The 18,801-nt window shown below is 71.6% G+C and carries 15 protein-coding genes; 6 read left to right on the forward strand and 9 right to left on the reverse strand.

What is annotated here, in order from left to right; all coding sequences use genetic code 11:
* Positions 1-6: 6 nt before the first annotated feature.
* From JYK18_RS28050 to JYK18_RS28060, 3 genes are read right to left on the reverse strand one after another with little or no spacing between them, the layout of a single operon-like run.
* Complete coding sequence (locus tag JYK18_RS28050; RefSeq protein ID WP_206806450.1) at positions 7-1,641, reverse strand: thiamine pyrophosphate-binding protein; 1,635 nt, start codon at positions 1,639-1,641, stop codon at positions 7-9.
* Positions 1,638-2,591 (reverse strand): agmatinase, encoded by a 954-nt coding sequence (speB, locus tag JYK18_RS28055; protein ID WP_206806451.1) that lies wholly within the window; start codon positions 2,589-2,591, stop codon positions 1,638-1,640. Before speB ends, JYK18_RS28050 begins: the two co-directional genes overlap by 4 nt.
* Positions 2,588-4,051 (reverse strand): sodium:solute symporter, encoded by a 1,464-nt coding sequence (locus JYK18_RS28060; RefSeq protein WP_206806452.1) that lies wholly within the window; start codon positions 4,049-4,051, stop codon positions 2,588-2,590. The genes speB and JYK18_RS28060 overlap by 4 nt, the downstream gene beginning before the upstream one ends.
* A gap of 135 nt (positions 4,052-4,186) precedes the next feature.
* Here JYK18_RS28060 and JYK18_RS28065 point away from each other — a divergent pair, with 135 nt between their 5' ends.
* From JYK18_RS28065 to JYK18_RS28085, 5 genes are all read left to right on the forward strand, one after another.
* A complete protein-coding gene (locus JYK18_RS28065) occupies positions 4,187-5,650 on the forward strand; it encodes a PucR family transcriptional regulator (protein ID WP_307796096.1) in 1,464 nt (487 codons plus the stop codon).
* A 51-nt stretch (positions 5,651-5,701) separates the two neighbouring features.
* Entirely contained in the window at positions 5,702-6,373 is a 672-nt protein-coding gene (locus JYK18_RS28070; protein WP_162788461.1) for a response regulator transcription factor, read from the forward strand.
* Complete coding sequence (locus JYK18_RS28075) at positions 6,370-7,527, forward strand: HAMP domain-containing sensor histidine kinase (RefSeq protein ID WP_307796097.1); 1,158 nt, start codon at positions 6,370-6,372, stop codon at positions 7,525-7,527. Before JYK18_RS28070 ends, JYK18_RS28075 begins: the two co-directional genes overlap by 4 nt.
* Positions 7,524-8,552 carry a winged helix DNA-binding domain-containing protein gene (locus JYK18_RS28080; RefSeq protein ID WP_206806454.1) on the forward strand — a complete coding sequence of 343 codons (1,029 nt, stop codon included), beginning with the start codon at positions 7,524-7,526 and terminating at the stop codon, positions 8,550-8,552. Before JYK18_RS28075 ends, JYK18_RS28080 begins: the two co-directional genes overlap by 4 nt.
* Positions 8,553-8,637: 85 nt before the next feature.
* A complete protein-coding gene (locus tag JYK18_RS28085; RefSeq protein WP_206806455.1) occupies positions 8,638-10,281 on the forward strand; it encodes a heme peroxidase family protein in 1,644 nt (547 codons plus the stop codon).
* Between the two features lie 61 nt (positions 10,282-10,342).
* On the opposite strand, the gene JYK18_RS28090 is transcribed toward JYK18_RS28085, so the two are convergent.
* From JYK18_RS28090 to JYK18_RS28115, 6 genes are all read right to left on the reverse strand, one after another.
* Positions 10,343-10,690 (reverse strand): hypothetical protein, encoded by a 348-nt coding sequence (locus JYK18_RS28090; protein ID WP_206806456.1) that lies wholly within the window; start codon positions 10,688-10,690, stop codon positions 10,343-10,345.
* A 79-nt stretch (positions 10,691-10,769) separates the two neighbouring features.
* Positions 10,770-12,878, reverse strand: a complete 2,109-nt coding sequence (locus JYK18_RS28095) for a 3-hydroxyacyl-CoA dehydrogenase NAD-binding domain-containing protein (RefSeq protein ID WP_307796098.1) — start codon at positions 12,876-12,878, stop codon at positions 10,770-10,772.
* Positions 12,875-14,065 carry a thiolase family protein gene (locus tag JYK18_RS28100; RefSeq protein ID WP_206808168.1) on the reverse strand — a complete coding sequence of 397 codons (1,191 nt, stop codon included), beginning with the start codon at positions 14,063-14,065 and terminating at the stop codon, positions 12,875-12,877. Before JYK18_RS28100 ends, JYK18_RS28095 begins: the two co-directional genes overlap by 4 nt.
* A 157-nt stretch (positions 14,066-14,222) precedes the next feature.
* Positions 14,223-14,780 carry a DUF305 domain-containing protein gene (locus JYK18_RS28105; RefSeq protein ID WP_206806458.1) on the reverse strand — a complete coding sequence of 186 codons (558 nt, stop codon included), beginning with the start codon at positions 14,778-14,780 and terminating at the stop codon, positions 14,223-14,225.
* Positions 14,765-15,658, reverse strand: a complete 894-nt coding sequence (locus tag JYK18_RS28110) for a lytic polysaccharide monooxygenase (RefSeq protein WP_206806459.1) — start codon at positions 15,656-15,658, stop codon at positions 14,765-14,767. The genes JYK18_RS28105 and JYK18_RS28110 overlap by 16 nt, the downstream gene beginning before the upstream one ends.
* Before the next feature lie 31 nt (positions 15,659-15,689).
* Positions 15,690-17,942 carry a glycosyl hydrolase family 18 protein gene (locus JYK18_RS28115; RefSeq protein ID WP_206806460.1) on the reverse strand — a complete coding sequence of 751 codons (2,253 nt, stop codon included), beginning with the start codon at positions 17,940-17,942 and terminating at the stop codon, positions 15,690-15,692.
* A gap of 152 nt (positions 17,943-18,094) precedes the next feature.
* Between JYK18_RS28115 and JYK18_RS28120 the strand changes: the two genes are divergently transcribed.
* Positions 18,095-18,757, forward strand: a complete 663-nt coding sequence (locus JYK18_RS28120; protein WP_307796099.1) for a TetR family transcriptional regulator — start codon at positions 18,095-18,097, stop codon at positions 18,755-18,757.
* The last annotated feature ends 44 nt before the right edge of the window (positions 18,758-18,801 follow it).

Here is an 18,801-nt window from a genome sequence, read left to right on the forward strand (position 1 = left end):
GTTCCCTCACTGGTCGAGGTGGGTGGGTTCGAACATGCGCAGCAGTGCGGGCAGCACCACCACGCTCGGCCCCGGCGCGGCCAGCGCCCCGGCGAGGTCCGCTCGCAGGCTGTCCACTGTGGATAGCTGGGCAGGCACGCCGAAGGACTGGGCCAGCGCGACGAAGTCCGGCCGGGAGAGCTCGGTGGCGTGCGCCTGGCCGAAGGCGCCGGTCATGTACTCGCGGAGGATCCCGTACCCACCATCGTCGACGATGAGCCAGGTGACGTCCAGCCCGTGCTGGGCGGCCGTGGCCAGTTCCGCGATGCCGTACATCGCGCCGCCGTCGCCGGACACCGCCAGCGCCGGCCCGCGGCGGGCGGCGGCCGCGCCGAGCGCGCCCGGCAGGCCGTAGCCCAGCCCGCCCGCGCCCTGCGCGGTGTGGATCGGGGCGCCGTCGGCGTTCCAGGCCGACCAGGCCCAGTACCCGAGCACGGTCATGTCCCAGAAGCTCGGGGTGCCTTCGGGCAGGGCGGCGCGGACCTCGGCGAGCACGCGTTGCTCCAGTTCGAGAGACTGCCCGCCGATGCGGTCGCGAACCTTGCCCAGCAGGTCGGCGACCACCGCTTCGGCGCGTCCGTCCGCTTCCCTGGCCGGGGTCGCCTCCAGCAGCGCGGCCAGCGCCAGCCGGACGTCGGCGTGGATGCCCAGCGCCGGGTGGTTGGACTCCAGCTTCCCGGCGTCGGCCTCGATCTGGATCATCCGGCCGCGCGGGGTGAACCGGTGGTAGTTGCTGGTCAGCTCGCCGAGCCCGGAACCGAGCACCAGCAGCACATCGGCGCCGGCCAGCAGCTCGGTGGAATGCCAGTCCTCCAGCCAGGACTGCCCGGACAGCGGGTGGTCCCAGGCGATGGATCCCTTGCCACCGAAGGAGGACAGCACCGGCGCGCGGACGAGTTCGGCCAGCGCCCGGAGTTCCGCCTTGGCGCCGGAGCGCACCACACCGCCGCCCGCGAGGATCACCGGGTTCTGCGCCGCGCCCAGCAGGCGAGCCGCTTCGGTGATCAACTCCGGCAGCGGCGCGAGCGGTTTCGGCGTGGCGGTCACCGAGGTGATCGGCGGCAGCGCGGCCGGGGCCAGCAGCACGTCCTGTGGGATCTCCACCCACACCGGGCCGTACGGCACGGTGGCCGCCGACTCCCACGCCTCGCGCAGGGCGGTCGGGATCTGGCTCGCCGTGCGCGCCACGTGCACCGACTTCACCACGTCGCGGAAGCTCGCCGCCTGGTCGGGGAGTTCGTGCAGGTAACCGTGCCGCCCGCCGCCGAGCCCGGCCGCCGGGACCTGGCTGGAGATGCCCAGCACCGGGACCGAGGACGCCCGGGATTCCTGCAGCGAAGCCAAGGTCAGCAACGCGCCCGGCCCGGTGGAGACGATCATCGGGGTCACCGGCACCGGTCCGCCGGCATCGAGCCGCGCGCGGGCGTGGCCGTCGGCGGCGAAGGCGAGGTTGTTCTCCACGCGCGCGCCGACCAGCCGCAGCTCCGGTGTCCGCCGCAGCGCCTCGAACAGGCCGAGCGCGTGCTGGCCGGGCAGCCCGAACACGGTGTCCGCGCCGAGCGCCCGCAGCGTCTCGACCACCAGGTCGCCGCCGATCCTCATGCGGACTTCCCGAGCGCGAGCAGGCTGACCAGGTCGTAGGCCACGTGCGAGGCGGCGATCGCGGTGATCTCCGCGTGGTCGTAGGCCGGGGCCAGTTCCACCACGTCACCGCCGATCAGGTTGAGCCCGCGCAGGCCGCGCACGATCTCCAGCAGCTCCCGGCTGGTCATGCCGCCGGCCTCGGGGGTGCCGGTGCCGGGGGCGTGCGCCGGGTCGAGCACGTCGATGTCGATGGAGACGTACAGCGGCCGGTTGCCGATCCGCTGCCGCAGCGCGTCCACGGTTTCCGCCACCCCACGCCGCATGACGTCGCCGGAGGTGACGATGCCGAAGCCGAGCCTGCGGTCCTCTTCGAGATCCCGCTTGCCGTACAACGGACCCCGAGTGCCCACATGGGACAGTGCGCTGGTGTCGAGAATGCCTTCCTCGGACGCCCGGCGGAACGGCGTGCCGTGCGTGTACGGCTCGCCGAAGTAGGTGTCCCAGGTGTCCAGGTGCGCGTCGAAGTGCAGCAGCGCCACCGGCCCGTGCTTCTTCGCCGCCGCGCGCAGCAGCGGCAGCGCGATGGTGTGGTCACCGCCGACGGTGACCAGCTTCGTGCCGTCCGCGGTGAGCGCTTCCGCCTCGTGCTGCAGGGTTTCGATCGCCTCGCCGATGTTGAACGGGTTGATCGCGATGTCCCCGGCGTCGACCACCTGCGCGGTGGCGAACGGCGACACGTCCAGTTCCGGGTGGTACGGCCGCAGCAGGCGGCTGGCCTCGCGCAGCGCGGCGGGGCCGAACCGCGCGCCCGGCCGGTAGGACACCCCGGCGTCGAACGGCACCCCGACCACGGCCACGTCGGCGCGGTCGACCTGGTCCGCCCTCGGCAGCCGGGCGAAGGTGGCGAACCCGGCGAACCTCGGCACCCGGGACGAATCGACGGGACCGATCGGGGACTGCTGCGTCACTGCGTGAACTCCTTCTCTGCTGCAACGGTTTCGCGGCCGGCGAGCCGGTCGCTCCAGTGGCCGAGCACGGCGGCCGGGGTGGGCGGGGTGGCCAGGCTGACCACCAGGTAGACCAGCAGGCTGCTGCCGAGGCCCCAGTAGATCGGCGAATTCGCGTCCATGCCGTCGACGATCATCAGCACGATCGCGGCCAGCGCGCCGACCGCCATCGAGGCGACCGCGCCCTGCCGGGTGCCGCGCTTCCAGAACAGCCCGCCGAGGATCGCCACCAGCAGGCCGCCGACCAGGATGTTGTAGGCGATGGTCAGCGCGGCCACCACGTCGGTGACCACCATCGCGATGCCGATCGCGACCAGGCCGAGCACCAGCGTGGTGACCCGGTTCTTGCTCACCTCGGCGTCCTCGGCGTTGTTGCCCGACGACGCGGCCTTCCCGCGCAGCTTCGCCATCAGGTCGGTGGTGCTCACCGTGGAGCAGGCGATCAGCGCGCCGCTGGCGGTGGACATCATCGCCGACAGCGCCGCGGCCAGCACCAGCCCGCGCACCCCGGCGGGCAGCAGGTCCTCCACGATCGTGGCGAAGGCGTCCTGCGCGCTGGCGAGCGTGGGGTACAGCACCTTCGCCGCCGCCCCGATCAACGCGCCCGCGAGCCCGTAGATGAGGCAGTAGACGCCGGAGCCGATGCCGCCGCCGGTCGCCACGCGCGGGGTCCGCGCGGTGAACACGCGCTGCCAGATGTCCTGACCGATCAGCAGGCCGAAGCCGTAGGTCAGCACGTAGGTGATGATCGAACCGGTGCCGATGCTGGTGAAGTCGAAGAAGCTGGCGTCGAGCCGGTCGGCCATGCCGCCGAAGCCGCCCGCCGCGCTGACCGAGACCGGCAGCAGCACCAGCAGGATGCCGATGGTCTTGATGACGAACTGCGCGATGTCGGTCAGGGTGATCGACCACATGCCGCCGAGCACCGAGTAGAGCACCACGATGCCGCCGCCGATGGCGATGCCGGTCCACTCCGGGATGTCCAGCAGCACCTTGAACACGGTGGCGAAGGCCAGCGTCGAGGTGACCGTGAGCATCAGCGTGTACGCCCACATCACGATGCCCGAGATGGTCGAGGCGGACTTCCCGCCGTAGCGCAGGTCGAGCATCTCGCTGACGGTGTAGACCTTCAGCTTCACCAGCCGCCGCGCGAACAGCGCGTGCAGCACCAGGATGCCGAGCCCGATCGAGACCACCAGCCAGGCGCCGGAGATGCCCCAGGTGTAGCCGAGCTTGACCCCGCCGACGGTGGAGGCGCCGCCCAGCACCACCGCCGACATCGTGCCCGAGTACATGAACCAGCCGAGCCTGCGGCCGGCCACCAGGTAGTCGCTCTTGGTCCTGGCCAGGCGCAGCCCGTACCAGCCGATGCCGAGCATGCCGGCGATGTAGAGCGCGATCACCACATAGTCCGCGACCACGGGTTCCTCCTAGGACAGGGGCGTGTTCGGGCCACCGTAGGTCCGGATTCCGATCGCCTGAATGGGATGATCTGTCTCAATGTCGAGTACTCTCTGGTCGTTGTGGCCAGGAATTCGGAAACCTTCGGCACTCCGGTGAACATTCCGTTACGGGCCGTCGTCGGCAACTCGGAGCTGGCGGTGGAGGCGGTGCTGGAGACGCTGCGGCCGGGTGCGCTCGACCGGCCGGTCCGGTGGGCCCACGTGTGCGAGCTGCGCGACCCGTCGCCCTACCTGCTGGGCGAGGAACTGCTGCTCACCGCGGGCGTGAACTTGCCGTCCGAGCAGGGCGAGGTGGACCGGTACGTGCGCGGGCTGCGGGCCGCGGGCATCACCGCGCTCGGGTTCGGCATCACCCCGCCGATGCACGAGGAACTGCCGGAGACGCTGCGCCGCGCCTGTGCCCGCGCGGGCCTGCCGCTGCTGGTGATCGGCGTGCGGACGCCGTTCATCGCGGTGAACCGGGTGGTCGCGGTGGCGCTGGCCGAGGCCACCCAGCGCGAGCAGCGGCGGATCACCCAGGCGCGGGAAGCGCTGACCAGGGCCGCCGCCGGCGGGCTTGCGGAACTGGCGCGCGGGCTGGCCAAGCACGTGTCCGGCTGGGTGGCGCTGGTCGGCAAGCGGGACGCGCTGGCCGCCGAGCACGAGGTGCCCTCGCCGTTCCCGCCGGAGCTGGCCGACCTGTTCGCCCGGTTGCGCGGGGGAACCGGGATCCGCAGCGCCACCACGGAACTGCCCGACGGCACGTTCGTCGTCGCCCAGCCGGTCTACCCCCAGGCCACCGCGTCACACCTGGTGGTGGTCGGCAGGCGGGAGCGGTTCGACGGCACCGACCGGGCCATCGTGGCGGTCGGCGCGGCCCTGTTCGGGCTGGCCAGCCGCGCGGGCTCGGACACCGCCGGGCTCGGCGGCGCGGTCACCGCGCTGGTGCTGGCCGAGCACCCGCCCGCCGCGCCGCTGGCCGAACTGCTCGGCGAAGGCGACTACCGGGTGGTCGCCGGGATGGCCCATGGCGCCGGGCCGGGCGACGTCGCCGCCGGGTACGACTGGCTGCGGACCCGGCTCGACACCCCGCTGGTGGAGCTGAAACCCGGGCCGCGGTTCACCGCCGTGGTCCGCACCCCGCCGGACGCGCGGGCCCGCGACGAACTGCTCGCCGCGGGCTGGCTGGTGGTGGTGAGCGCGCCGCACCCGGTCGAGCGGCTGCCCGACACCGCGGCCGAACTGGCGGCGCTGGAGCAACGCGCGCTGGTGCTCGGGCGGCCGGTGGTGGCCGACGGCAGCGGGCTGGCCGCGCTGGTGCCGCCGGGGCACGCCGCCGACTACGCCGAACGCACCCTGGCCCCGTTGCGCGCGCTGGGCGACGACGGACTGCTCGACACCCTGCGCGCCTGGCTCGCCCACCACGGCGGCTGGGACCGGACGGCCTCGGCGCTGGGTGTGCACCGCAACAGCGTCCGGCACCGGATCGCCAGGGTGGAACGGGTGCTGGGGGTGGACCTCGCGGACGCGGAAACGCGGATGGAGCTGTGGTTCGCGCTGCGGTGGGCGGACCGCTGAGGGGGTCTGTCCGATCAGGTCACTCTCAGGATCGTGTGGGATTGTGTATCCGTGCGGATTCTGGTAGTCGAAGACGAAGAACCCCTCGCCGAGGCCATCGCCAGGGGCCTGCGGCGCGAGGGCATGGCGGTGGATGTCGCCTTCACCGGCGACGAGGGCCACGAGAAGTCCACCATCACCCGGTACGACGTGGTCCTGCTCGACCGCGATCTGCCCGGCATGTCCGGCGACGAGCTGTGCAAGGAGATCGTCGAGTCCGGTGAGCTGACCCGGGTGCTGATGCTGACCGCCAGCGGCACGGTCGAGGACCGGGTGGCCGGGCTGTCGCTCGGGGCCGACGACTACCTCGCCAAGCCGTTCGCCTTCCCCGAACTGGTCGCCAGGGTGCGGGCGCTGGGCCGCCGCGCCACTCCCGCCGCGCCGCCGCTGCTGACCGCGGGCGACGTCCGGCTCGACCCGGCCAAGCGCACGGTCAGCCGGGCGGGCGGGCCGGTGGAGCTGACCCGCAAGGAGTTCGGCGTGCTGGAGGTGCTGCTCTCCGCCGGTGGTTCGGTGGTCAGCAGCGAGGAGCTGCTGGAGCGGGTCTGGGACGAGAACGCCGACCCGTTCACCACGACCGTGCGGGTCACCGTGATGACCCTGCGCAAGAAGCTGGGCGAACCTGGGATCATTGAGACCGTGGTGGGATCTGGCTACCGGGTACCCGGTGCCGGTCACGGGTGAACCGGCACCTCCAGTTGATCCCGGTGCGCACCCTGCGCGCCCGGATCACGCTGCTGGCGACCGCGCTGTCCGCGGCGGTCAGCCTTGTGCTGCTCTACCTGGCCTGGTCGCTGGTCGGCGATTCGGTGGCCGCGGTGCCGCAGCTGCCGCCCGGCACCAAGGTCCGGGTGGACGGGGTGAACGTGGATTCCACCGTGCTCGCCGCGCACCTGCGCGAGCACGCGCGGGACAAGGTGCTCATCGCCGGTGCGGTGGCGTTCTGCTGCGTGGTCGCGGCGACCGCGGTGCTGGCGTGGACGCTGACCTCGCGGGTGCTGCGCCCGCTGCGCGAGATGACCACCACCGCGCGGCGCCTGTCGATCGAGTCGATGGGGGAGCGGATCGGCGTCCGCGGCGCGCGGGACGAACTCGGTGAGCTCGGCGCGACCCTGGACGCGATGCTCGACCGGCTGCAGGCCGCTTTCGACACGCAGCGCCGGTTCGTCGCCAACGCCAGCCACGAACTGCGCACCCCGCTCGCGGTGATCCGCACCGAACTGGACGTCACGCTCGCCGACGACCAGGCCGACGAGGCCGAGCTCCGGCGGATGGCCGGGGTGGTCCGCGACGCCACCGAACGCGCCGAGCAGCTGGTCAGCTCGCTGCTGCTGCTCGCGCGCACGGACGGTGCCGGGGTTGGCCCGACCGAGCCGGTGGACCTGGCCGCGGTGGTCGGCAGCGCCTGGGACGCGGTGTACCGCGAAGCCGAGCGCCGCAAGCTGCGCACCGACTTCCAGCTGGTGCCGTCTTACTCGATCGGGGATCCCGCGCTGCTGGAACGGATCGCCGGGAACCTGCTGGAGAACGCGGTGCGGCACAACGTCGACGGCGGCTGGATCGAGGCGGTGACACAACCGGGATCGCGGTGGACCACGCTGCGCGTGCGGTCCTCGGGCGGGCTGGTCGATCCGGCGACGGTGGCCGAGCTGTTCGAGCCGTTCCGGCGGGAGGGCGTGGCCCGCACCGCGCGGACCGGGGCCGGGCTGGGGCTGTCGATCGTGCGGGCCGCGGTGCAGGCGCACGGCGGCGTGGTGTCGGCGGAACCCGTGGTGGGCGGCGGTCTTTCGGTGACCGTGCACCTGCCCGCGCTGACCAGGACCGGGGTGCCGACGTGACCGACGTCCCGTTCGCGCGAGCGCACGCGCAGCTGCTCGCCGGGCCAAGGGGCGGTGATGTGGCCGAGGTGGTGCGCAAGGTGGTTGCCTTGCAGGCACAGGACATCCGGGCGAACCGGCTGGGCGTGCGGGTGCGCTCGGCCGGGCTGACGGCGTCCGATGTGGACGCCGCGTGCGCATCGGGGGCCGTGGTGCGCACCTGGGCGATGCGCGGCACGCTGCACATGCTGGCCGCCGAGGACGTGGCGTGGATCGTCGGGTTGCTCGGCCCGCGGTTCGCCGCGGCGGGCCGGCCCCGGCGGCTCCAGCTGGGACTGGACGACGAGACCACCGCACGCGGGGTGGCGGCGCTCCGGTCCATTGTGGCCGGACGGTCCCTGCCGCGCGGGGAGATCGTCGCGGAACTGGCCTCCCACGGGGTGGTGCTGGACCCGAAGTCGCAGGCACCGGCGCACCTGCTCGCGTTCGCCGCGCTGACCGGGGTGCTCTGCCGGGGCGGGGACGACGGCGACGAGCCGACCTACGCGTTGTTCTCCGACTGGGTCGGTCCTTTTGAGACACTTCCGGAAGAGGAAGCGCTGGCGCGGTTGGCGGCGCGTTATCTGGCCGCTTACGCCCCGGCCACCGCCGAGGATTTCGCGGCCTGGTCCGGATTGACCTTGCGTCAGGCGCGCGCCGGTTTCGCCGCCATTGATCCAGTCGAAGCGCCCATTGTGGACGAATTGTCGGTGCGGTTGCTCGGCCATTTCGACACCTATCTGCTCGGGTACCGCAGCCGCGAACTCGCCGTGCCCGCCGAACACGACCGGCGCGTCCAGTCGGGTGGCGGGTTCATCATGCCGGTCGTGCTGGTGAACGGCCGGGCGGTCGGAACCTGGCGCCAGGAAAGGAAAAAGGGCACTCTGGCGGTGCGGGTCGAACCGTTCGGCGAGCTGCCCGGCGGCCTGGGCGACGCGCTGCTCGCCGAGGTCGAGGACCTCGGCCGCTTTCTGGGCATTCCCGCGCACTTCCATTCAGCGGGCTAACCCGCTCGGCCAGTGGTGGTAGGCTCGGTTTCACCGGCATTGGGGAGATGCCGGAAAGCTGAGAATCCGAGGGGGGATTCTAATAATGCACAGACATTCCCGGGAAAGCTATTACGTGGTGGGCGAAGGTGATCTTTCCTTCGACGCCGAGCGCAACCCGATGAGCAGCCGCCCGTCCGCGCGGTCGGAGCTGCGGCGGTTCCGGTTCTCCCGGCTGGGCCCGGTGGGGGAGCCGGTGGACCCGGCGCTCGGCCAGGAGCTGGCCGCGGCGATGACGGTGGAGCAGGACACCGACGGCGCGGCCGGGCTGGAGCCGGTCCCGGCCGGGTTCACCTACCTCGGCCAGTTCGTCGACCACGACCTCACCCTGGACCGCACCGCGGTGGACTTCGGCGAGGACGTGTCGCTGGAGGACCTGATCGCTGGCCGCTCGCCGGCGCTCGACCTGGACGCGCTCTACGGCCGGGGGCCCGAGCGGGACGCGCACCTCTACGCCGACGGCACGCACCTGAAGGTCGGCACCACCGCGGCGGTGCCGCTGGACGGCGCGAACAACAACCGCACCGGGTTCGACCTGCCGCGCAAGGGCACCGGCGAGACCAAGGCCGACGAGCGCGCGGCGGTCATCCCGGACGCGCGCAACGACGAGAACCTGGCCGTGGCGCAGACGCACCTGGCGTTCATCCACTTCCACAACAAGGTGGCCGACGTGCTCGCCGCCGAGGGCGTGCCGCCGGCGCAGCTGTTCGAGCGGGCCAGGGCCGAGGTGGTGAAGCACTACCAGTGGCTGCTGCGCACCGACTACCTGCCGCGCATCGCGCACCCGGCCGTGGTCACCGAGGTGTTCACCCAGGGGCGGCGCTTCTTCGAGCCGGCCCCGGACGCGCACGACGCGGCGACCATGCCGATCGAGTTCTCCGTGGCCGCCTTCCGGCTCGGGCACAGCATGGCGCGCGCGACCTACCAGTGGAACCGGTTCTTCCGCGCGGGCGCGCCCGCCGGGATCGCCACCATGCTGCAGCTGTTCATCTTCAGCGGCACCTCGGGCACGCTGTCGCCGACCGGGAACCCGGCCGACCTCGACGACCCGAACGCGGGCACGTTCCTGCGCCTGCCGACCAACTGGATCGTCGACTGGCGGCGGCTGCACGACTTCCCCGGTGCCGGGCGGCCGGATCTCGGTGTGCCCGAGGGCGAGGGCAACGTCGCGCGGCGGATCGACACGCTGCTCACCAACCCGCTCGCCACCCTGCCCGCGGGCACCTTCGCCGGGCGCGGGCAGAACCTGGCGCCGGACGACATCCAGCGGAACCTGGCCTACCGCAACCTGATCCGGGCGAACATGGTCAAGCTGGCGTCCGGGCAGCAGATGGCGGCGTTCTTCGGGGTGAAGGAACTGACCGCGGACGAACTGCTGACCGGCGACGGCCAGGGGGCGAACCTGGGCGCGCTGAGCGAGGAGCACCGGGAGGCGCTGGCGCTCCGGACGCCGCTGTGGTTCTACATCCTGCGCGAGGCCGAGGTGAACGGCGGCAAGCTCGGCGCCGTCGGGGCCACGATCGTGGCGGAGGTGTTCAGCCGGTGCATGGACGCCGCGCGCCACTCGATCCTGCGGGAGCCGGAGTGGCGCCCGCGGTTCGGCACCCCGGAGGGCCGCTTCGGCATGGCGGACCTCCTGCTGTTCGCCTTCGACGGTGACCCAGCCCGGCTCAACCCCCTGGGCGACTGACCGATGCGGTGAAGGTGGCTTTCACGGCAGCTTCCGGGCGCCGGGAAAGCCACCTTCACGGCTACCAGTAGACGGCGATGCCGACGTTCAGCAGGGCCAGGGCGCCGACCACGGGCAGCCCCGCCCGCGGCAGCTTCTCCGGTTTGTGCGCCTCGAAGGCGACCACCAGCACGGCGAGCGCGATCACCAGCTTCACCGCGACCTTGACGTTGTTCGGTTCCACCGCGACCAGCCCGCTCGAAGCGATGCCGACCAGCGCCACGCCGGTCAGCACCTGCAGGCCCGAACTGTGCAGCACCAGGGTCGGCACCCCGGTCCGCTTGGCGATCACTTCCGCGGCGACCCCGCCGAGAATGCCCGCCATGCCGATCAGGTGCAGCACCACCAGGGTGCTGTACAGCACGTTCATCTCCGTCAGCTCCTTCGCTCCCGCCGCGGCACAGCCTACTACGCGACGTCGTATGACATCGCGTAGTAGGCCGTGACGGTCAGGCCGAAGGCACCGAAGCGACCCCGGGCGCCAGGAACGGCTTGCCGTTGACCTTCTCCGAGACCCCGCTCCGGTCCAGGTACGGGGTGATCCCGCCGAGCCAGAACGGCCAGCCCGCACCGAGGATCAGGCACAGGTCGATGTCCTGCGCCTCGGCGACCACGCCCTCGTCGAGCATGATCCGCACCTCCTCGGCCAGCACCGACAGCGCCCGCTCCCGCAGCTGCTCCTCAGTGGACGGACGATCGCCCTGCTCCCACAGCGCGGCGACCTCCGGGTCGACGGTGGCGTTGCCCTGGTCGTCCCACTGCCACACCGCGGACTTGCGCGCCTCGACGAACTTCGCCAGGTTCTGGCTCACGCCGAACCGGTCCGGGAACGCCCGGTGCATGGTCTCCGCCACGTGCAGCGCCACCGGCGGCCCGACCAGCTGCAGCAGGGTCAGCGGCGACATCGGCAGGCCGAGCGGGTCCAGCGCGCGGTCGGCCACCTCGAACGGCGTGCCCTCGTCGACCGCGGCCAGCACCTCACCGAGGAAGCGGGTGAGCAGCCGGTTCACCACGAACGCGGGCGCGTCCGAGACCAGCACGCTCGACTTCTTCAGCTGCTTGCCGACCGCGAACGCGGTGGCCAGCGAGGCGTCGTCGGTCTTCTCGCCGCGCACGATCTCCAGCAGCGGCAGCACCGCGACCGGGTTGAAGAAGTGGAAGCCCACCACGCGTTCCGGGTGCGCCAGCTTCGAGGCCATCTCGGTGATCGACAGCGACGAGGTGTTCGTCGCCAGGATCGCCTCGGGCTTGACGTGCGCCTCGACCTCGGCGAACACCTGCTGCTTGACGCCCAGCTCCTCGAACACCGCCTCGATGACGAAGTCCGCGTCGGCGAAGGCGGCCTTGTCCAGCGAGCCGGACACCAGCGCCTTGAGCCGGTTCGCCGCGTCGGGGGAGACCCGCTTCTTCGCGAGCAGCTTGTCGATCTCGCCGTGCACGTAGCCGACGCCCTTGTCCACGCGCTCCTGGTCGATGTCGGTGAGCACCACCGGCACCTTCAGCCGCCGCACGAACAGCAACGCCAGCTGGCTGGCCATCAGGCCCGCGCCGACGATGCCGACCTTGTTCACCGGCCGCGCCAGCGACCTGTCCGGCGCACCGGCCGGCCGCTTGGCGCGCTTGTTGACCAGGTTGAACGAGTACAGCCCGGCCCGCAGCGTGTCGGTCATCAGCACGTCGGCCAGCGCCTCGGTCTCCGCGGCGTACCCGCGGTCGAGGTCGTTGGCCCGCGCCAGCTCCAGCAGCTCCACGGCCTTGTTCGCGCCCGGCGACGCGCCCTTGGTCTTGCCGTCCACAATGGACTTCGCACGGGCGACCGCGGCGTCCCACCCGGCACCGCGGTCGATCTCGCGGCGGGCCGGGGTGACCTCGCCGCGGACCACCTTCGCCAGCCACAGCAGCGACTGCTCCAGGTAGTCCGCCGAGCCGAACACCTCGTCCACGATGCCCAGCTGCGCGGCCTGCGCCGGCTTGAGCATCTTGTTCTGGCTCAGCGCGTTCTCGATGGTCACGGTGACCGCCGCGTCCGGCCCGATCAGGTTCGGCAGCAGTTGCGTGCCGCCCCAGCCGGGGAACAGGCCGAGGAAGACCTCGGGAAAGGCGATCGCCGCGGTGTTCTCCGACAGCGTCCGGTAGTGGCACGAGAGCGCCAGCTCCAGGCCGCCACCCATCACCGCGCCGTTGACGAAGGCGAAGGTCGGGATCTTCGACTCGGTGAGCCGCCGGAACACGTCGTGCCCGGTCTGCGCGATCTGCAGCGCCAGGTCGCGCCCGGCGATCTGCTCCACCCCGGACAGGTCCGCGCCGACGGCGAAGATGAACGGCTTGCCGGTCACCGCGATCGCCACCGGCTCGGCCGCGAAGGCCTCGTCGATCGCCGAGTTCAGGCTGACCAGGCTCTGCGGGCCGAAGGTCGACGGCCGCGTGTGGTCGTGGCCGTTGTCGATGGTGATCAGCGCGACCCGGCCGTCCAGGCCCGGCACGGTGATCAGCCGGGTGACCGCGCGGGTCACCACCTCGTCGGGGAAGGCCGCTTCGGCCTCTGCCGCGGAAATCACTTGTTCCCCTCCCATGCCGGGTTCTCCCAGATGACCGTGCCGCCCATGCCGATGCCGATGCACATGGTGGTCAGGCCGTACCGCACGTCCGGGCGCTCGGCGAACTGCCGCGAGAGCTGCGTCATCAGCCGCACGCCGGACGAGGCGAGCGGGTGCCCGCAGGCGATCGCGCCACCCCACTGGTTGACCCGGGGGTCGTCCTCGCTGATGCCGAAGTGGTCGAGGAAGGCCAGCACCTGCACGGCGAAGGCCTCGTTGATCTCGAACAGGCCGATGTCCGAAATGGACAGCCCGGTGCGGGCGAGCAGCTTCTCGGTGGCCGGCACCGGGCCGATGCCCATCACCTCGGGCTCGACCCCGGCGAAGGCGTAGCTGACCAGGCGCATGCCGACCGGCAGACCCAGCTCCCTGGCCACCTCCTCGGCGGCCAGGATGGCGCCGGTGGCGCCGTCGTTCAGCCCGGCCGCGTTGCCCGCGGTGACCCGGCCGTGTGGCCGGAACGGGGTCTTCAGCCCGGCGAGCTGCTCGACCGTGGTGCCGGGGCGGGGCGGCTCGTCCTCGGTGGCCAGGCCCCAGCCCAGCTCGGCGTGGCGGGTGGCGACCGGCACCAGTTCGGGGCCGATCTTGCCCGCCTTCACCGCGTCGGCGTAGCGCTCCTGGCTACGCGCGGCGTAGGCGTCGGTGCGCTGCTTGGTGATCTCCGGGAAGCGGTCGTGCACGTTCTCCGCGGTCTGGCCCATCACCAGCGCGGTCGGGTCGACCAGCTTGTCGGCGATGATGCGCGGGTTCGGGTCCACGCCCTCGCCCATCGGGTGGCGGCCCATGTGCTCGACCCCGCCGGCGATGGCGATGTCGTAGGCACCGAAGCCGATGCCGCTGGCGGTGGTGGTGACCGCGGTCATCGCGCCGGCGCACATCCGGTCGATGGCGAACCCGGGCACCGACTTCGGCAGCCCGGCCAGCAGGGCCGCGGTCCGGCCGATGGTCAGCCCCTGGTCGCCGGTCTGGGTGGTGGCCGCGACGGCCACCTCGTCCACGCGCTCCGGCGGCAGTTCCGGGTGGCGCCGCAGCAGTTCCCTGATGACCTTGACCACCAGGTCGTCGGCGCGGGTACCCGCGTAGATGCCCTTGTCGCCTGCCTTGCCGAACGGTGTGCGCACCCCCTCGACAAACGCCACCTCGCGCACTGCTCGTGCTGACACGGGTGCTCCTCACTCGGATCGGGTACTTGGGATACCCGTGACCATAGCGCCGGTTACCCGTGGGTAACCAGTGCTGTGGTCCGGTCGAGTGGCGCACACCACGCGGTCCGGCGAGTCCGGGGCGGAACTCGCCGGACCGCGCTCAGCCGAGCAGGGTCAGCATCTGCTCGATCTGCGCGGAGCGGGACCGGTCGATCCGGCTCGCCAGTTCCTTGGTCGCCGGGTCCTGACCGGCCAGGACTTCCTGGCGCGCCAGCTGGATGGCGTCGTCCTGGTGGGCCAGCATCAGGTTCAGGAACCGCCGGTCGAACTCGGCGCCGGTGGCCTGCTCCAGCGAGGTCAGCTCGGCGGGTGCCGTGCTCGGCCGTTCCTCGTGCCGGTGGTGCTCGTCCGGCGGCGGGGTCGCCGGTTGCCGCCACTCGGCGAGCTGGTTCGACATCGTCTCGATCTCGGCCACCTGCGTCGCCTCGATCGCCCCGCCGAGCAGCCGCACCTCCTCTCGTTCCGACCGCTCCGCCAGCACCGCGATCCGCACCCCTTCCTCGTGGTGCGGCACCATCGACCGCAGGAATTCGACGTCGGCGGCGTTGTACGGAGTGGGTTCACCCGGCGCGGGTTCCGCCGCGCCGGAGGGACCGCACGCGCCCAGCAGGGCGAGCGCGAGCACCGCGAGGGCGTACCGCATCAGACCGGCAGCCACAGCGCGGGCACCACGGGCGGTTCCCAGCCCGCGATGGTGGTGTGCGCCTGGCGGCAGCGGTAGGTCGTGCCCTCGAAGGTGACCTCGTCGCCGACGCGGTAGGTGGTGCCCGCCGCCCAGCCGCCACCCGGCTGCTGGGGTTCGGGTTCGGGCTGCTGCGGCTCCGGCTGCGGTGGCTCGGGCTGCTGTGGCTCTGGTTCGGGTTCGGGTTGCGGCGGGGGTTCCTGCGGTGGCGGTGTGCTGGTGCCGCCGCCGAAGTCCACATCGGAACAGGTGTAGAAAGCCTCCGCGCTGCCCTGCACCCGCTGCCAGATCGAGTAGAGGAGGTGGCGCCCACTGCGCTGCGGCAGCGTCACCGTCCAGTTCGTGAACGTGGTGGGGTTCTGGTTCGGGAACGATTCCAGCGGCACCAGATCGGCCCACGCCAGCGGTTTGTCCGGGCTCCAGCCCTCGCGGGTCACGTAGAACTCGAAGTTGCTGTTCGCGTGCGGCGCGGTCGCGTGGTAGGTCACGGTCAGCGGTCCCGGCGCGACCGCGGTGGCCGGCCAGTCCGCGCGCGGAAGGTCCAGACCACGGTACTTCGCCCGCCCGGCACTGCAGAGCTCGCCGTCCGGGATGATCTCCTGGTGCCGCCCGCCCGCGTCGAGCAGCGACACCTCGTTCCAGTCGTAGAACGGCTGCGTGCCGCCCGCGGCCACGGCGGCCTTGCAGGCAGCCGATTTCGGCGTCTCCGGACCCTCCTCCTTGCACGTGTAGACCCGGCTCGGCGGATTCGACAGCGTGCCGTGCGCACTGGCCGGTGTGGACGGAAGCGCCACCAACAGGGTTGCGGCCGCCGCGCCCGCGAAGGACGCGGCGGCAGTACGTCTAGTGTTCACCACCCTTTCTACGAAGCACTTCCGCGGTGGTTCACTTGAGCCCGTTGTCCGTGGCGCTCATCAACACGCCGGTGTCGCCGGACATCTCCCAGATCATCGCGCCGAGCAGGCCCTTGCTCTTGATCCACGCGGTCTTCTTGCCGATCGACCACGCGTCGTCGAAGGTCCACCACTGCCCGCCGTTGCCGGTGAAGCAGGACGTCGCCACGGCGGCTTCGTCGTGGCGCACCGTGCAGTTCGGCACGCTGGCCACCAGGTTCGAATACCCGCGTGTCCCGGCTTCCTCGGCGAACTGGCCCGGGGCGGCGCCGTTCGCCTGTTGCCACTCACCAGCCTTGCCGCCGTCGGTCACGCCCTGCCAGCCACGGCCGTAGAACGCCAGTCCGACGGTCAGCTTCCGCGGGTTGACCCCCGCGTCGAGGTACGGCTTGATCGCGTTCTCCACGCTGAAGTGGAAGTTGTACGGGTCGTCGGGATCGGTGTACAGGTTGCCCTGGTGCCCGGTCCGGTTCGGCTCCCACGAGTTGTCGCTGCCCGCGCCGTGGAAGTCGTAGCCCTGCACGTTGAAGATGTCCAGCGAGTTCGCCACCGGACCGAGCTCCCAGCCCGCCTCGATCTTCGCCGGGTCGGCCGGGGTGAACGCGGTCAGCTGGTACCGCTTCCCCTGCGTCGCGCCGAGTTCGTCGAGCTGCTTGCGGAACTCGTTGATCAGCAGGGTGTTGTTGACCTTGTCGGCCGGGCTGACGTGGTTGCCCGGGTGGCCTTCCGCGCCCGGCCACTCCCAGTCGAGGTCGATGCCGTCGAAGATGCCCGCCGCGGTGCCCGGGCCGCCCGCGCCGTTGTACACCGGCAGGTTGCCCTTGATGTAGATGTCCAGGCAGGAGCTGACGAACTTCTTGCGCGCGGCGTCGGTGGCGGCCACGTCGGAGAAGTACTTCGAATAGGTCCAGCCGCCGAGCGAGATGAGCACCTTCAGGTTGGGGTGCTTGGCCTTGAGCTTCTTGAGCTGGTTGTAGTTGCCGCGCAGCTTTTCCCAGCCGGTGTCGGCCACGCCGTCGACCGACTGCGCCGCGGACATCGGCCTGCTGTAGTCGGCTTCCGCGTCGCCGGCGCCGTCGCCCTGGTTCGGGTCCTGCGGGTTCGGCGAGGTGCCCTTGGTGACCCCGTGCAGGCAGGTCAGGTTCACCGGGTCGATGTTGCCGAAGGCGTAGTTGAGGTGGGTCAGCTTCGCCGCCGCGCCGTTGGTGTCGAGGTTGCGCACGAAGAACTGGCGGCCGTAGATGCCCCACTGCACGAAGTAGCCGATCTTGGCGTACCCGCCGACGATGTCCCCGGTCTTCGCGGTGACCGTGTTGCTCGGCGCCGAGGTGTTGTCGTAGCCGTCACGGGCGAGCACCGAGAAACTGTACGAAGTGGACGGTGTGAGGCCGCCGATCTTCGCGCTGGTGGTGGTCACCGTGGCGGCGAGGGTGGTGCCGCGGTAGACGTCGTAGGCGGCCACGCCGGTGTTGTCGGTGCTCGCGGTCCAGGCGAGGGAAACGCTGCCCGCGTCGGTCGCGGTCGCCTGGAGGTTCCCCGGTGCGGTCGGGGCCTGGGTGTCGTCGGAGGGGTTGTTCGTGCGCACGGCCAGCGGCGCGGAGGCGGGGGAGGCGAGTCCGGCGGTGTCCTTGGCGACCACGGTGAACGAGTAGTCGGTGTTCGGGGTAAGCCCGGAGATCGTCGCCGTCGGGCTGGTCACCGTGGCGGCCTTCGTGCTGCCGTTGAACACCTCGTAGCTCGCCACCGGCAGGGAACCGGGGGCCGAAGCGGTCCAGGTGAGCGTCACGGACTTGGTGGTCTTCACCGTCGCCTGGACGTTGCCGGGTGCGGTGGGCGGGGTGTCGGGGGAGCCGTCGCAGTTCGCGCCCGCGACCCGGCAGGCGGTCGGGGTGGCCGCCGCGCTGAGCTGGAAGGTGGGGTTGTACGGGTAGGTGGTCCGGCCGGGCTGCAGGGTGTTCAGGTAGTAGGCCGGGGTGAGGGTGACCTCGGTGCCGTTCTGGGTGACGGTGGCGTGCTGGCCGCTGGTGGCGGTGACGCCGGCGGGCAGCCGGAAGGTGAGCGTCCAGCCGGTGACCGCGGTGCTCCCGGAGTTGGTCACCTGGTACTGGCCGGTGGTGCCGGTCAGGGTGTACGCCGCGGTCAGCGGACCGGCGGCGGCCGCGGGTCTGCCGAGTGCCGCCGAGACGGTGATGGCCAGCAGGAAGGCGAGGAATGCGCTGAGCAGTCGGCGAGGGGTGTGCCGCATGGCCTGTTCCTTTGCGCGAGGACGGGATAGTGGTCCAGACCATTCCACGCTAGCTGGCGGTCGGTGATAGGTATAGACCATTGTTCAACTGGGTCGATCCAGCCCACCCGGCGCGCACCTGGCACCATTCCGATGTGCGGAATACGGGCAAGGTGGGCAGACCGCGAGCCACCGGAGCGGCGGCGAGCCGCCACGACGCCCGCGAGGCCGTGCTCGACGCGGCCGCCGAGCTGTTCACCACCACCGGCTACACCGCCACGACCACCCGCGCGATCGCCGAACTCGCCGGGCTGCGCCAGGCCTCGCTCTACTACCACTTCCCGGCGAAGGAGGACCTGCTCGCCGCCCTGCTCGCGGAGACCGTGGACCCGTCGCTGGCGGTGGCCAGGGAACTGCTGGGGGAGCTGGCGCCGGCCGAGGTCCGGTTGTGGGCGCTGAGCTACTCCGACATCCGGTTGCTCGGGCTGGCCAGGCACAACCTCGGCGTGCTGTGCGTGCTGCCGGAGGTCAAGGCGCTGAACCTGACCGCGTTCCGGGCCGCGCGGGCGGAACTCAAGGACTGCTACCGCGCGCTGATCGCCGAGGCCGGGGCGGACCCGGCGTCGCTGGACATCTGCACCAGCCTCGCGTTCGGCCTGGTGGAAAGCGTCGCCTCGGCCCGCCGCGACGACCCGGGACTGGACGTGGAAGCCCACGCCCGCCACGGCGCGGACGCCGTGCTCCGGCTGGCGGGCCTGCCGGGCGCCAGCGGCTCGGTCCGCGCGGCGGGCCTGGACCTGCTGCACGCCGCCGAACTCGAATGCTCCCGCGGGTAGCTCGGGTCGCTGCAGTGAATGTGGCTTTCACTGCGGAATGCGCT

The sequence above is a fragment of the Amycolatopsis sp. 195334CR genome, from assembly GCF_017309385.1.
Classification (GTDB): Bacteria; Actinomycetota; Actinomycetes; order Mycobacteriales; family Pseudonocardiaceae; genus Amycolatopsis.